General features: G+C 46.5%; 13 protein-coding genes. 9 read left to right on the top strand and 4 right to left on the bottom strand.

From position 1 onward, the window contains the following. Nucleotides 1-106: 106 nt before the first annotated feature. The 3 genes from HW988_RS17450 to HW988_RS17440 are packed head-to-tail and all read right to left on the bottom strand — an operon-like array spanning nucleotide 107 to nucleotide 2,161. Nucleotides 107-631 carry a GNAT family N-acetyltransferase gene (locus HW988_RS17450; RefSeq protein WP_181605415.1) on the bottom strand — a complete coding sequence of 175 codons (525 nt, stop codon included), beginning with the start codon at nucleotides 629-631 and terminating at the stop codon, nucleotides 107-109. A 22-nt stretch (nucleotides 632-653) separates the two neighbouring features. Next, nucleotides 654-1,688, bottom strand: coding sequence for a methyltransferase domain-containing protein (locus tag HW988_RS17445; RefSeq protein WP_181605414.1), 1,035 nt, complete (start codon nucleotides 1,686-1,688; stop codon nucleotides 654-656). Next, nucleotides 1,688-2,161 carry a hypothetical protein gene (locus HW988_RS17440; protein ID WP_181605413.1) on the bottom strand — a complete coding sequence of 158 codons (474 nt, stop codon included), beginning with the start codon at nucleotides 2,159-2,161 and terminating at the stop codon, nucleotides 1,688-1,690. The genes HW988_RS17445 and HW988_RS17440 overlap by 1 nt, the downstream gene beginning before the upstream one ends. 100 nt (nucleotides 2,162-2,261) lie before the next feature. On the opposite strand from HW988_RS17440, the gene HW988_RS17435 reads away from it, so the two are divergent. The 8 genes from HW988_RS17435 to HW988_RS17400 all read left to right on the top strand — a co-directional run bounded on the left by HW988_RS17435 (nucleotide 2,262) and on the right by HW988_RS17400 (nucleotide 10,526). Beyond that, entirely contained in the window at nucleotides 2,262-2,897 is a 636-nt protein-coding gene (locus tag HW988_RS17435; protein ID WP_181605412.1) for a DUF4442 domain-containing protein, read from the top strand. Between the two features lie 7 nt (nucleotides 2,898-2,904). Further along, a complete protein-coding gene (locus HW988_RS17430) occupies nucleotides 2,905-4,512 on the top strand; it encodes a carboxyl transferase domain-containing protein (protein WP_181605411.1) in 1,608 nt (535 codons plus the stop codon). Between the two features lie 9 nt (nucleotides 4,513-4,521). Continuing rightward, on the top strand, nucleotides 4,522-5,298 hold the full coding sequence (locus tag HW988_RS17425) for an enoyl-CoA hydratase-related protein (protein ID WP_181605410.1): 777 nt from the start codon (nucleotides 4,522-4,524) through the stop codon (nucleotides 5,296-5,298). Then, nucleotides 5,286-6,146 (top strand): DMT family transporter, encoded by an 861-nt coding sequence (locus HW988_RS17420; protein ID WP_181605409.1) that lies wholly within the window; start codon nucleotides 5,286-5,288, stop codon nucleotides 6,144-6,146. The genes HW988_RS17425 and HW988_RS17420 overlap by 13 nt, the downstream gene beginning before the upstream one ends. 102 nt (nucleotides 6,147-6,248) lie before the next feature. Beyond that, a complete protein-coding gene (locus HW988_RS17415; protein WP_255490101.1) occupies nucleotides 6,249-7,745 on the top strand; it encodes an acetyl/propionyl/methylcrotonyl-CoA carboxylase subunit alpha in 1,497 nt (498 codons plus the stop codon). After that, nucleotides 7,745-8,122: a biotin/lipoyl-containing protein gene (locus tag HW988_RS17410; protein ID WP_181605408.1), complete on the top strand. Its 378-nt coding sequence runs from the start codon at nucleotides 7,745-7,747 to the stop codon at nucleotides 8,120-8,122. The genes HW988_RS17415 and HW988_RS17410 overlap by 1 nt, the downstream gene beginning before the upstream one ends. 7 nt (nucleotides 8,123-8,129) lie before the next feature. Further along, on the top strand, nucleotides 8,130-9,068 hold the full coding sequence (locus HW988_RS17405; protein ID WP_181605407.1) for a hydroxymethylglutaryl-CoA lyase: 939 nt from the start codon (nucleotides 8,130-8,132) through the stop codon (nucleotides 9,066-9,068). A gap of 168 nt (nucleotides 9,069-9,236) precedes the next feature. Next, nucleotides 9,237-10,526 (top strand): hypothetical protein, encoded by a 1,290-nt coding sequence (locus tag HW988_RS17400; RefSeq protein ID WP_181605406.1) that lies wholly within the window; start codon nucleotides 9,237-9,239, stop codon nucleotides 10,524-10,526. A gap of 67 nt (nucleotides 10,527-10,593) precedes the next feature. On the opposite strand, the gene HW988_RS17395 is transcribed toward HW988_RS17400, so the two are convergent. Continuing rightward, nucleotides 10,594-11,253 (bottom strand): type 1 glutamine amidotransferase, encoded by a 660-nt coding sequence (locus HW988_RS17395; protein WP_181605405.1) that lies wholly within the window; start codon nucleotides 11,251-11,253, stop codon nucleotides 10,594-10,596. A 150-nt stretch (nucleotides 11,254-11,403) separates the two neighbouring features. Here HW988_RS17395 and HW988_RS17390 point away from each other — a divergent pair, with 150 nt between their 5' ends. After that, nucleotides 11,404-12,942 (top strand): ABC-F family ATP-binding cassette domain-containing protein, encoded by a 1,539-nt coding sequence (locus HW988_RS17390; RefSeq protein ID WP_181605404.1) that lies wholly within the window; start codon nucleotides 11,404-11,406, stop codon nucleotides 12,940-12,942. Nucleotides 12,943-12,970: the final 28 nt, after the last annotated feature.

The following is a 12,970-nucleotide window of genomic DNA, read 5'->3' as shown; positions in this document are numbered from 1 at the left end:
GATAGGACCAAACGAGGGAAACTTTTAATACATAGAAGAGAAGTTATTATGCAATTCATGCACGGCTACTAAATTGTGCGCTGTACACAGAAACAGGACCTGGCACCTAAAGTTTTCTTTCGAGGACTATGAATTCGAGGTTTTCGACTTTGGGTTTGCCGAAGCGTTCGTCGCCATAGGGGAATGGTTTCTTTTCGCCTGTTTGACGGAAACCTTCTTTTTCATAGAATTTGATCAGTTCAGAACGAACTGAAATCACCGTCATGTAAAGGTGCGTGCATCCCCAAAAGTGGGCGAAGGCTTCACTTTCATTGATGAGCATTTTTCCAATGCCTTTGTTTTGCAGGGTCGGGTCTACCGTCAGCATTCCTAGATAGCATTTGCCGTTTTGATTTTCCAAATGCACGCAGCCCAAAAGTTGACCTGTGTCGTCGTCTTCTGCAATCAAGATTACAGACCCATCGCGCTCGATATCGGCTAAAATACCTTCTTCGTCCACGCGTTGACCGTCCAAAAGATCTGCCTCCGTTGTCCAACCTTGTTTGGAGCTGTCTCCGCGATAGGCAGAGTTAACGAGCTCAACCAAGTCTTCAACGTGGCTTTCATCAGCTTGTGTGAATTCAATATGCATGGACGACCTCTTTAACTAAGAACTATTTCTTTTTCGCGTAAACGAAGAATTCTTTGCCTTGGCGATTCGGAAGCGAAGCTTGCCAGCGGCCCCAGAAGATAGGGATGTAGTTGTTTTTAACTCTTTGGCGAAGTTCCCATTCGCTGCCACCGAATGGCGGGCCTTGGCGCTTTTCCATCGCAAAGAAAACACCCATCAAGTGACCACCCTCGGCCAAAACGCGATTCCAGACTTTCACCAAATCCTGGCGCAGTTCGGGATTGATCGCGCAATAACAAGTGTGTTCAAAAACGATATCAAATGCTGCATCGTAACTGCGAGGCAGATTGAATAAATCGGCTTCAACGAAAGTTAGATTCTCCATGTGACCATAGAGTTTTTTTGCTCTTTCCAAAGCGACAGGGGAAATATCGACCGCTGTCACCACGTGACCGGCTTTTGCAAAGAAAGCCGCATCATGCCCTTCGCCGCAACCCAAAACCAGAATGCGCGAACGAGAGATTTTCAGGCGTTGAAACATGTCTTTCAAGGCTTCCGCCGGCTCACCTAAGTTCCAGCCCGGATTTTCTTCGCGCTTATAGATTTGGCTCCAGAAGGATTCCTTTTCGACATCGGTTTCGGAGTTCCAATAGGGAGGCACTTCGTAATTTTTGCCGTCAGCCGTCACCGAATCATCGTCGAATTCATCGACCATGTTAAAGAATGCGGCTTGGGCTTTGCGAGACATGACGAAAGGAATGTGGTCTCTTGTATATCCATGAAAGCGATCCCACTCGTCCACAGACAGGCTGTCTAATGAGAATGAAAATTCGGTGTCGTAGGGACAACGAATAGACCAGTGAGAATCATTTTTGTCGATTTGCAAAGCGATCAGAGGTTCGTCGAAGGCTTCGACGATCACTGGGGTGTCGCCGAAGGTGCTCAACAATGTTCCACCTTGATGAAGTTTCAGGTTTTCCAGGATTTCCCGGCCGGAGTTGGGATCTTGGATGCGCATTTCGCGGCTAACACAAAATCCCTCTTCATCAATTTGAACAAAGTGATTAGGAATGGCCATTAGTGATGTTCTGGAGCTGGGGTCGTCGCAGGCGTTGCCGCCGGAGTCCCTTCAGCAGGTGTTACAGTGTCAGGAGTTACAGTGGAGCCTTCAGAGAAAACGACGATATCATTCGTTGTTTTAACTGACTGCAAAGTCCATTTGTCTGTTTTGTCTTCAGTAGGTTCGCGGTGAAGAACAGCTTCGCCCTCGATGATTTGTTCCAACGCTTCACCAGCTTCGCTTGTTTCGCTGAATTTGTATGCGAACACAGCGCGAACTTTGTTATCGTTCATGGATTCAGTCCAAAGCTTTTCGATTCTCAAATCTTTCGCGTTTGGTTTTTTTGCAGACAATGTTGCTTTGATCAACTCAGCCAATTTCGTTTGGATGCCAGCGTGCGTCTCGAAGCCAATAGCTTCGTTCGTGTGAATCACGTTCCAAGTCCAAACCAAAGCAGCAACGAAAACAACCAGGCTTACAATTTTCTTCATTTCAAACCCTCTCAGCTGAAATCTTCTTTTGAAATATTCGAGTCTTTATCGGAGCATGATATCGTAGATTTTTCAATACTCGTAGGGAAAAGGATATCTCATGAACCAACAATGGCTGACAATCTTAATGTCTAAGGGAATTGAGCTTGAACAAAACCTGCGTCAGCAGCTGCAGCAAGCTAAAGACGGACTGAAAACTCAGCTGGAAGACCGCGGAATTCGTCTGAATGCCGCCGACTTTGCAGCTCTTTTGGAAGAGGTTTCCCCTAAGGCATCACATGCTGCGCTGGGTTATGCGCTCGATATCGTTAGACCTTTTTCTGCGGGGATGGGTTTACGCATCTCTCGTCTTAAGGATACGCAAATCGAAGTTGTGATTCCGGCTCGCACTCGCAATATGAATGAAATCGGGCAACTACACGAAGGAGCGATTTTAAGCGCTGCCATCGAGGCCGTTAAAATTCTGTGGATGCGCCATGCTCCCATGGGAAATTTCGAGATTGCTGTTACGCGAATTGAATCTGAGTTTTTTAAAGTGCAAACAGGTGATTGCAGATTGCGAATGGAGTTGGCGGAAAATACCCGCGAAGTGGTCCTGGCAGATCTTAGGGATCGCCGCGAAGCCACTTCATCGGCTGACGTGCAGATTTTTGACGATAATGATCAGGCCGTGGGTTCTGTGCAAATGCAGTTAAAGTTAAAACACACTCCAGCGCTCGGTAATTCGGCGGAGTAAGGGTTCTATGGAAATTCTTGATAGTCACATTGATGCAAATTCCTCTGATTTCAAAGCCAATCGCGATGCGATGTTAAAAGTCGTTGGCGAGTGGAGAGAAAGAGTTGAACTGGTAAAACAGGGTGGTGGTGCCGATGCCACGAAAAAACATAAAGCACGCGGTAAAATGACAGCGCGTGAGCGCATTGAAGCTTTGGTCGATGGCGGAACCGCTTTCCTGGAGTTTTCAACTTTGGCTGCGTGGGATATGTACGAAGGCCAGGCTCCTGGTGCCGGTGTTATCACGGGTATCGGTGTGATTCATGGAACGGAATGCGTGATCGTTGCGAATGATGCCACTGTAAAAGGGGGAACGTACTTCCCAATGACAGTGAAAAAACATCTGCGTGCGCAAGAGATCGCTTTTGAAAATGGCTTGCCTTGTATTTACCTGGTGGATTCTGGCGGCGCGTTCTTACCGATGCAAGCCGATGTTTTCCCGGATCGTGATCATTTCGGTCGTATTTTTTATAACCAAGCACGCATGTCTGCTGCAGGTATTCCTCAGATCGCTGTCGTGATGGGTTCTTGTACTGCCGGCGGTGCTTACGTTCCGGCGATGAGTGATGAAACGGTTATCGTTAAAGAAAACGGAACTATTTTCCTGGGTGGTCCTCCATTGGTAAAAGCTGCGACAGGTGAAGTGGTTGACGCTCAAGAATTGGGTGGCGCACACGTGCACTGTGAAAATTCAGGTGTGACGGATCACTTTGCGGAAGATGACGGACACGCAGTGGAAATCACTCGTTCTATCGTGGCGCATTTGAATCACAAGAAAACTGTGACAATGCAGATCCTTCCTTCTGAAGAACCGATGTTTGATGCCAAAGAAATTTACGGCGTAATTCCAAAAGACAGCCGCGTACCATTTGATGTTCGTGAAATTATCGCGCGCATCGTGGATGGTTCAAGATTCCACGAGTTCAAAGCTTTGTACGGCAAAACTTTGGTGACTGGTTTTGCACATATTTACGGAATGCCTGTCGGTATCATCGCGAATAACGGTGTATTGTTCAGCGAAAGTGCGATGAAAGCGGCTCACTTTATTGAACTTTGTGAGCAGCGTGAAGTTCCATTGATCTTCTTGCAAAACATCACAGGTTTTATGGTTGGTAAGAAATATGAAAACGAAGGCATCGCGAAACACGGTGCTAAAATGGTAATGGCGGTTTCCAATGCTCACGTTCCCAAATTCACAGTCGTGATTGGTGGATCTTATGGTGCTGGAAACTATGGTATGTGCGGTCGTGCTTATCAGCCACGTCAATTGTGGATGTGGCCAAATGCCAAGATCAGCGTGATGGGTGGCGAGCAAGCTGCCAACGTTTTATTGACTGTGAAGTTGGATCAAATGGCTGCTAAAGGCCAAACGATGGGAACTGAAGAGCAAGCCGAGTTCAAGCGTCCGACGCTTGAAAAGTACGAACACGAAAGCTCCGCATATTATTCATCAGCTCGTTTGTGGGACGATGGCATCATCGATCCTGCGGATACTCGTAAAGTTTTGGGCTTGGGTATTGCTGCCAGCCTTAACAAGTCTTGGGGTGAAAAATCTCAAGGCGTATTCAGAATGTAGGACTGCTTCATGACTTTTATTAACACGGTTGAAATGGATCATGTGGCCTATGTGAAATTGAATAGGCCCGATGTGCGCAATGCCTTTAATCCGGAAATGATTTCTGAAATCACAGAGACATTTCATCAGTTGGCAAATCGCACAGATCTTCGCGCCATCGTTCTGCAGGGGGAGGGTAAATCCTTTTGTGCCGGGGCGGATTTGAATTGGATGAGAGAAATGGTGAATTTCTCTTATCACCAAAACCGTGAAGATTCTTTGCGTCTTTTCAGCATGTTTGAAACGATCGCTAAATGCTCTTTGCCTGTAATCGGTTTGGTTCACGGCGCTGCTTTTGGTGGCGCCCTTGGCCTGGTTGCGGTTTGTGATGAAGTTATCGCTGAAGAGGGTACACAGTTTTGTTTCAGTGAAGTGAAGTTGGGAATTGCTCCGGCCGTTATCAGTGCTTTCGTACAAAGAAAAGCCGTTGCTGGCAAAGTTCGTCCCTTGATGCTTTCGGGAGTGGTATTCAATCCGCAAGTGGCGCAGCAAGCAGGTCTGGTGACAGACGTGTGCCCGGCGGGTGAAGGTCACAATGTTTTGCAAAAGGTCCTAGGGAACTACAAACAAGGTGGGCCCGAGGCTGTTCGTGAAACGAAAAAGCTTTTGAATGACATCGCAAACATGACTTGGGAGCAACAACGTGATCGCACAACTCATTTGATTGCTGAACGTCGCGCCAGCGATGAAGGCCAGGAAGGTTTGAAGTCTTTCCTGGAAAAGCGTGAACCGTCTTGGAGAAGTTAAAAGCAATTCTTTGCCTTTTAATTGCGATGGTATCCATACAGGCGGGTGCCACATTTGCAAAACAGTTATTTCCTGTTTTGGGTCCGCAAGCGACGACGTTTTTGCGCGTTTGGATTTCTGCTCTAATACTGTTGGCGATTTATCAGCCGTGGAAGCATAAGTTTTCAAAAAAATCTTTAATTGCTGTTGCGATATATGGACTTTCTTTGGGTGCAATGAACCTGCTGTTCTACTTGGCGCTGGAAAGAATTCCATTGGGTGTGGCGGTAGCTTTGGAGTTCACAGGTCCCTTAACTGTCGCCATGTTTGCATCAAAAAAGCTATTGGATTTGATGTGGGCATTTTTTGCGGCGTGCGGAATCGTTTTGATTCTGCCTCATTCTGATTTTTCCCAAAGTATTGATGTGATAGGAGTTCTTTTCGCGCTGGGTGCGGGGGCCTTTTGGGGATTGTATATTATATTCGGTAAAAAGCTGGGCCATCATATCAAAGGTGGAACAGCGACGGCGATGGGGATGTTGGCAGCGGCGATTACTGTGTCACCCACATCGATTCCCCAGTTGCGTTTTGCAGAGTACTCAGGACAGATTTGGCTGATGGCTTTTGCGGTGGCGGTTTTCTCTAGTGCTCTTCCATATTCTTTGGAAATGATCGCCTTGAGACGAATCCCTTCCAAGACTTTCGGTGTTTTGATGAGCCTGGAGCCGGCAGCTGCCGCTGTCATGGGGTATCTGTTCCTAAGTGAACAACTGTCACCCATGCAAGTGGTTGCCATTATATGTGTAATGATAGCTTCTTCTGGAAGCTCTTTGACTTCCCGCACGGCCGAAGTCCCGCCCCAAAATTAGCGGGTTTTCCATTTCTTCAGGCATGGAAAAACGCCGCCTTTTCGTTGCTTTAAGCCAGATTCGTCGATATAGATAAAGCTCTTAAATTGGAGCTTTTGCACCATGACGAAAATGCCTGGAAAATTCAGTCGTATCGCTATCGCCAATCGCGGAGAAGTCGCGGTTCGTATCATCAAAGCTTGCGAAGAGTTGGGAATCGAAACGGTTCTTTTGCACTCGGAAGCGGACATCAATTCTCGAGCTTACAGAATGGCGACTAAAACCATCTGTATTGGTCCTGCAGCGACTGCTGAAAGTTATCTGAATATCGAAGCGAATATCAATGGAGCCTTGGCTGGTGGCGCGCAAGCGATTCATCCTGGCTTTGGCTTTTTGTCTGAGAATGCTGACTTTGCGGAAGCCGTTGGTAAAGCGGGATTAACTTTTATCGGTCCATCTGCGGAATCAATTCGCTCTTTGGGTGATAAAGTTCATTGTAAAGAACTTGCAAAAAAAGCAGGCCTGCCTTTGGTGCCTGGTTATCAAGGCGAAAACCAACAAGTTCCAAACTTGATCACTGAAGCGGAACGCATCGGATATCCAGTGATCGTCAAAGCGGCTGCCGGTGGTGGTGGCCGTGGTATGAAGTTGATCAAGTCTTCTGCTGAAGCGGCAGAGCTGATTGAATCTGCGCAACGTGAAGCTCAATCTGCTTTTGGTTCGCCAAAAGTTTTCCTGGAAAAATACCTGGATCGTGCCAAGCACATTGAATTCCAAATCTTCGGAGACGCCACAGGAAATGTGGTGCATTTCTTTGACCGTGAGTGCTCCGTACAACGTCGACACCAAAAAATTATTGAAGAGGCAACTTCTCCTTCACTGACGGAAGAACTTCGTCGTCGTATGGGCGAGGCTGCGTGCGCGATTGCAACTTTGGGCAAATACAAAGGCGCGGGAACAGTTGAGTTCCTTTTGCAAGATGGTGAATTCTATTTGCTTGAAGTAAATACTCGTTTGCAAGTTGAACACCCCGTGACGGAAGAAGTGCTGGGTGTGGATTTGGTGAAAATGCAAATCCTGACTGCACAAGGTGAATACATCCACGATCCAAAAATGATTCGAGTTCCTCGTGGTCACTCGATCGAATGTCGTATCTATGCTGAAAATCCATTCTTAGGTGGCGTACCAAGCACAGGCTTGTTGGGGCATGTGGAATGGCCCGAGGGGCCGGGTCGTCGTTACGAATATGGTTTTGATTCTGGTGATACTATTACGCCGTACTATGATCCGATGATTGCGAAAGTGATCGTATGGGATGAAAGCCGTCCACGGGCTATTCAAAAAATGATCCACGTTCTTAAGGACTCTGTGGTTTTTGGCGTTCACACAAACATTCCTTATTTGATCGAGATCTTGTCCCACAAAGAATTTGTGATGGGAACGATGACGACAAGATTCATCGAAACATATTTCGCAGATCCAATCAAAGAACCCGAGCTAACAGATACTGAAAAGAAAATCGCAGCTGCAGCCTTGGCTCAGGCTCGGGGAACTCAGCAAGCGAGTGTAACAGCATCTGCAAGTGCATCCCCATGGATGACTTACTGGAGAGGTATCTAATGGAAGTCAAAGTACGTATCAACGGAGTTGATCACAAAGCTCAAGCCCAATTGCTTGCGGGAACATTGTGGGTTCACGCAAACGGGCGCACTTTCACGATGGATGCGGGAACGGGACGAAAGTCACGTAAGAAAGCCGGAGCCGGTGGCTCCTCTGACACGGTGATGTCTCCAATGCCGGGTAAAGTTACAAAAATTCTGGTTCAAGCTGGCGCGGAAGTGAAGGCTGGCCAAGCAGTTTTGGTGATGGAAGCCATGAAAATGGAGTACACTCTAAAAAGCGATATCGCAGGAACTGTGGAAAACATTTCTTGTGTGGTTGGCGAGCAAGTTGCTTTGGGTAAAGCCCTTGTGAAAATCAAACCTTCTGCCGAATAGAAAAATTATGGCTAAGAATTCAGTTGCGATTGTGGAAATGGGATTACGAGATGGTTTGCAAAACGAGAAAGTCGTTTTGGATGCCGACACTCGTGTTGAATTCGCTCGCCGACTGATTGATGCTGGAACGAAGCGCGTGGAAATCGGGGCCTTTGTTTCTCCGCAGTGGGTTCCGCAAATGGCGGGAACAAAAGAAGTCGTTGGCAAAGCTTTCAGTCTTCAAAAATCCGGTCAGATTCCTAAGAAAACTGAATTTTCGGTTTTGGTTCCCAATGAGCGTGGCATGCAAGATGCGATCGCTAGTGGTGTTAAAGAAGTCGCGATCTTTGCCGCTTGTTCGGAATCGTTCTCTTTGAAAAATATCAATTGTTCCATCGATGAAAGCTTTAAACGTTTCGAACCAGTGATGGCTTTAGCAAAAAAGCATAAAATCAAAGTGCGCGGTTATCTTTCCACCTGCTTTGGTTGTCCCTTCGAAGGCAAAGTTCCTGAAGCTCGTGTAGTGAAGCTTGCGCAAAGAATGCATAAGCTTGGCGTGTATGAGCTGTCTATCGGCGACACGATCGGTGTCGCTAATGTGGGTCAGGTTCAATCTCTGTTTAAGAAAATCAAAAAGGTCGTTCCAGTTAGAAAATTGGCGGGCCATTTCCATGATACTCGCGGGCAAGCCTTGGCTAATATTCTTGCCGCTTACGAAACGGGTGTTCGTGTCTTTGATACCAGCCTGGGTGGTTTGGGTGGTTGCCCTTACGCTCCGGGGGCAACAGGCAATGTGGCAACGGAAGACGTTGTTTATATGTTCCATGGGATGGGCATTAAAACCGGTTTAAACCTTGAAAAACTGATTGCGATTGATCCCTGGATGTCAGAAAAAATACAGCATGCACTTCCTTCAAAAGTAGGAAAGGTCGGTTCCTTGAAACCTCTGGGAAAAGTCAGTAAATAGAGCATGTTATCCAGTGTTTAGGCCCTGAACACTGATTGCCGTATTTTGTTCTCTGTCGAGTTTTAAGGTCCTCAAATCCAATATAGATCCATCTGAATCCGCCAAATCTTGGTATTTTAATTGAAGTATGTCCTGCGAATTTAAATTTATTAGCAGGAGATGCACGTTATGAAGTTTAACCGCGCGCTTAGCTTTGCCCTTATTTCCAATATGGTCCTTGCGTCTTTCTCGCATGCGATCAGTAAGGAGTTGCAACAACTTGTGACATTGGAAACCAAAGCCAATGCGGTAACCACTCGCAGTGACCAAGCTGTCAGTGTCTATCACTACGATATCCCCGTAAGCTTGATTCAAGCTGATATCGCAGAACGCGCTCCTGAGAAATTCGTTGATTCTTTGATTCATGAAGAAAATGGCGTGAAGTATCTGCGTTGGATTATTAATCCTGAAGATACAAAGTGGTGGCAAGAAATTGCAAACTTCCTGAAAGACAATGGCATCACTCCAATTAAAAAAGTCTATTATAAAGGATATATGACTGCGTCTCGCAGCTATATCATCGTCGATCCTGTGACGAACGCTGAGTTCTCCTTTAAAGGTTCCACTGATAAAACTGGCGGTCACTGGCGTGATAAACATCAGGACTGGGACGACGGTAAGCAAATTCGTATGATGACAGACTTTGTGAATGACCAGCTGAAAACACAACCAAAACTGGAAAACATTATTTTGCTGGATGAGCCGGTTGCCTTTGGTATCGAGACTCGCAATGCAAAAGGTGAGGTTGTCATCGATCAGGGGATGATCATTCGCTCTTATGACACTTTGACGAACTCGGGTAAAACTTATGTCCCAGGTTTCTCGATCGTGCATGAACAAAAAGGCCGTGAGCTGGCTAAGCTCAACGGATCAAACGATCCTGCAAGCTATTGGAACGAACACTACAACAAACCATTGGCTCGCGCCTTAGCAGAGTTCTTTGCTTTGACAGGAATGACGTACGACTCGCCTCACTCTCAAAACTTTCTGGTTGAGTTGGATGAGAAGTCCCGTCCAACGGGAAAAATCGTTCTTCGTGACTACGGCGATACTTATTTGACTCAAGAGTTCTTTGATAAAGTTGGCAGAACTGATATCACGCAGGCTTGGGAGCAATCAAACTTGATTAAAGGTGGAGCATCCGTCGGTGTGGGTATTCTTCACGGGAACACGGCGCCGTCGTGGTTGCCAGAGACGGTATATAATCAATGGGGTGTAGACTTCTTTAATGAGTTTGAAAAAGAATTCCACAGAGAAACTGGTATACACCTTGTGAATAACAGTAAGCCGTCTGTTCGCGGAATGTACCGCAATAAAGGTTATTCCCTTGTTCTTCCGGCGGGACAAAAATTCTTTAAGCTGGTAGAGCAAGGAAAACAACGTAACTACATGCTACGTTGTGAACGCATCTTTATGTAATCTGATAATAATCTAAAATAAAAAAGGCCTGGTTATTCCAGGCCTTTTTTATTTGTTGAATTTGAAATTAAGAATTGAATAGCTTATCAAGTTGACGGAAATACCATTCTTTAAGGGGCTTCTGTAAAGGAAGCGCAGCCAGCATCTCCGCACGATTTTGTACGATACCTTGGTAGGAGGACCCCACCTCATCTGCGCACTCTCTGATCCAATCCTCTGTTGTTTCCGGATGGAATTGAGTGGCAACGATGTTCTTGCCGATTTTATAACCCTGATTTTTGCAGAAGCTGTTCGTGGCAAAGAGCTCTGCTCCTGGTGGTAAATCAAATGTGCAGTGATGCCAGTGAAAAGCCTGAATCGTTTCGCCGTCGGTTGTTTCAACAGGGACGAAACCAATTTCCCAGCCTGGTTCATGGATGTGGACATTGCCGCCCATGATATCAGCGATCAATTGAGAGCCCAGGCACAGCCCAAAGATCTTCACATTGTTATCGATTAAATCACGAATCAGCTTCTTTTCATCGCGCAACCACGGGAACTTTTCTTCCTCGAAGGTGTCCATGCTGCCACCGCAGATCACAGCCCCATCATAGTTCAAACGAGTCGGAGCTGGCTCGCCCAGATAAGGGGACCAGAGTTCAATGGCGTAGTTATTTTGAGACGCCCAGTCCAAGGTGGTACCTGGAGGCCCATCCAATTCGTGTTGGATGATCAAAAGCTTTTTCATGGCGCAGATACTAGCATATCGCAGAGGCCTTTGCTATACTGCTTTGGCCAAGGTGCATACCTTGGCGTCTATGAGAAAATAAATCCGTCTTAATTCCTTTTTTAATAACTCCATTTAGAACCGTTCAGGTTCATTGACGGATATTCATATATGCAAAATCAAATATTTCAGCTGACGGCTCATCACGTCGGCTTTGAGTTCAGCAATGGCCTGCGCTTATTCACATCCTTAAGTTTTACCGTGGGGATCGGTCGTTACGGCCTTGTGGGTCCCAATGGTATTGGTAAATCAACATTGGCAAAAATTCTGTCGGGGGAAATCCCAGCGACGGAAGGGGAGATCCATGCGAGTCATCCTGTTACTTACTTGCGACAAATCGAAGAGCGTCCTGTGCAAACAGTGGGGGAATTCCTGGTGGAAATCTGGGATTCCGCACAGCTTGATGCCGTCACTCAGGAAAGTCTTTTGGGCGATATCCCTTTTGATCGCGAGCTTCAGCAGTTAAGTGGTGGCGAGTGGACTCGGGTGCGAATTGCCAAAGCCTTGGCCACCAATTCGGGACTTTTGATACTGGATGAGCCAACCAATAATTTGGATCGTGAAGCCAAACGCCGAATAATAGAATTTCTCCAAGGTTTTGAGGGGAATCTTTTGGTGATTAGCCATGATCGCGAACTTTTGGAAGAAATGGACTCTATTCTGGAAATGTCGAATCAAGGCATGCGCGCTTATGGTGGTTCGTATTCATTTTATCACGAGCAAAGAGCTCAAGAGATTGAACAAGAACAGTCGACTTTGAATCAATTGCGTCGCGAAAAAAAGAAAACGGAGAAAGAGCTTCACAGTAAGGTTCAATCCCAAGAAAAGCGCATGCGGCGCGGTCAGTTTCAGGGTGAAAAAGGTGGAATGCCGAAGATCCTTTTAGGTGCCAGAAAAAGGGCGGCTCAAGTGACCTTGGGAGCCATAAATAGCAACGAATCACAAAGGGCGGAGAATGCCAGTGCAGATTTTCAAGCACATTTTTCCAGTGTGCGGAGTCAGACAGCTCTTCGGTTAAAAGAAATAGGCACTCTGGTTCCAGCGGAGAAATTGATTTTTACTCTGGCGAATTTTAATTTTCGCTTTGCGGGAAGTGACAGTTGGCTGTGGCCGGAAAATCTAAATCTGCATATGAAAGGACCAGAACGTTGGGCCTTTACGGGGAAAAATGGCGCAGGAAAGACCACGTTGATCCAGTTGCTTTTAAGCAAAGGTCAGAAGCCCACTGGTGAAATACGGGGGGAGCTGAGGATGGGATCTTTACGTTGCAGCTTAATTGATCAGGAGTACAGCATCTTGAATTCTGAACAGACGGTTCTTGAATCGATCATGGATGTGAGTGGCAAAGGTGCCGAGTGGATTCGTAATGAGCTTGCCGCTTTTCAATTTTTGGGGGACCGAGTTCATCAAAAGGTGCAAAGCCTGAGCGGTGGAGAAAAACTTAAACTGTGTTTGGCGAAAGTCTTCCTAGCGGATTCAGTCCCGGAATTGCTGGTGCTCGATGAGCCGACGAATAACTTGGATCTGCAAAGCCTTGAGGTTTTGGAAGAGGTTTTATTGGGCTATCAAGGGCCTTTATTGGTGGTCTCCCATGACCCGGTATTTCTAGAAAATATTCAAACTAGGGAGGTCTGCCTTTTGCAATCCTAGCCTGTGATATGTTGTCACGTTGGCTCAC

It is taken from the genome of Bdellovibrio sp. KM01, from assembly GCF_013752535.1.
Taxonomy (GTDB): domain Bacteria; phylum Bdellovibrionota; class Bdellovibrionia; order Bdellovibrionales; family Bdellovibrionaceae; genus Bdellovibrio.
Note: the sequence above shows the minus strand (reverse complement) of the source record. Positions and strands in the feature narration are given on the sequence as shown.

Excerpts from the sequence above, each read along its gene's own strand:
- HW988_RS17450 (WP_181605415.1), bottom strand. The coding sequence starts at position 631 with ATGCATATTGAATTCACACAAGCTGATGAAAGCCACGTTGAAGACTTG.
- HW988_RS17445 (WP_181605414.1), bottom strand. The coding sequence starts at position 1,688 with ATGGCCATTCCTAATCACTTTGTTCAAATTGATGAAGAGGGATTTTGT.
- HW988_RS17440 (WP_181605413.1), bottom strand. The coding sequence starts at position 2,161 with ATGAAGAAAATTGTAAGCCTGGTTGTTTTCGTTGCTGCTTTGGTTTGG.
- HW988_RS17435 (WP_181605412.1), top strand. The coding sequence starts at position 2,262 with ATGAACCAACAATGGCTGACAATCTTAATGTCTAAGGGAATTGAGCTT.
- HW988_RS17430 (WP_181605411.1), top strand. The coding sequence starts at position 2,905 with ATGGAAATTCTTGATAGTCACATTGATGCAAATTCCTCTGATTTCAAA.
- HW988_RS17425 (WP_181605410.1), top strand. The coding sequence starts at position 4,522 with ATGACTTTTATTAACACGGTTGAAATGGATCATGTGGCCTATGTGAAA.
- HW988_RS17415 (WP_255490101.1), top strand. The coding sequence starts at position 6,249 with ATGACGAAAATGCCTGGAAAATTCAGTCGTATCGCTATCGCCAATCGC.
- HW988_RS17410 (WP_181605408.1), top strand. The coding sequence starts at position 7,745 with ATGGAAGTCAAAGTACGTATCAACGGAGTTGATCACAAAGCTCAAGCC.
- HW988_RS17405 (WP_181605407.1), top strand. The coding sequence starts at position 8,130 with ATGGCTAAGAATTCAGTTGCGATTGTGGAAATGGGATTACGAGATGGT.
- HW988_RS17400 (WP_181605406.1), top strand. The coding sequence starts at position 9,237 with ATGAAGTTTAACCGCGCGCTTAGCTTTGCCCTTATTTCCAATATGGTC.
- HW988_RS17395 (WP_181605405.1), bottom strand. The coding sequence starts at position 11,253 with ATGAAAAAGCTTTTGATCATCCAACACGAATTGGATGGGCCTCCAGGT.
- HW988_RS17390 (WP_181605404.1), top strand. The coding sequence starts at position 11,404 with ATGCAAAATCAAATATTTCAGCTGACGGCTCATCACGTCGGCTTTGAG.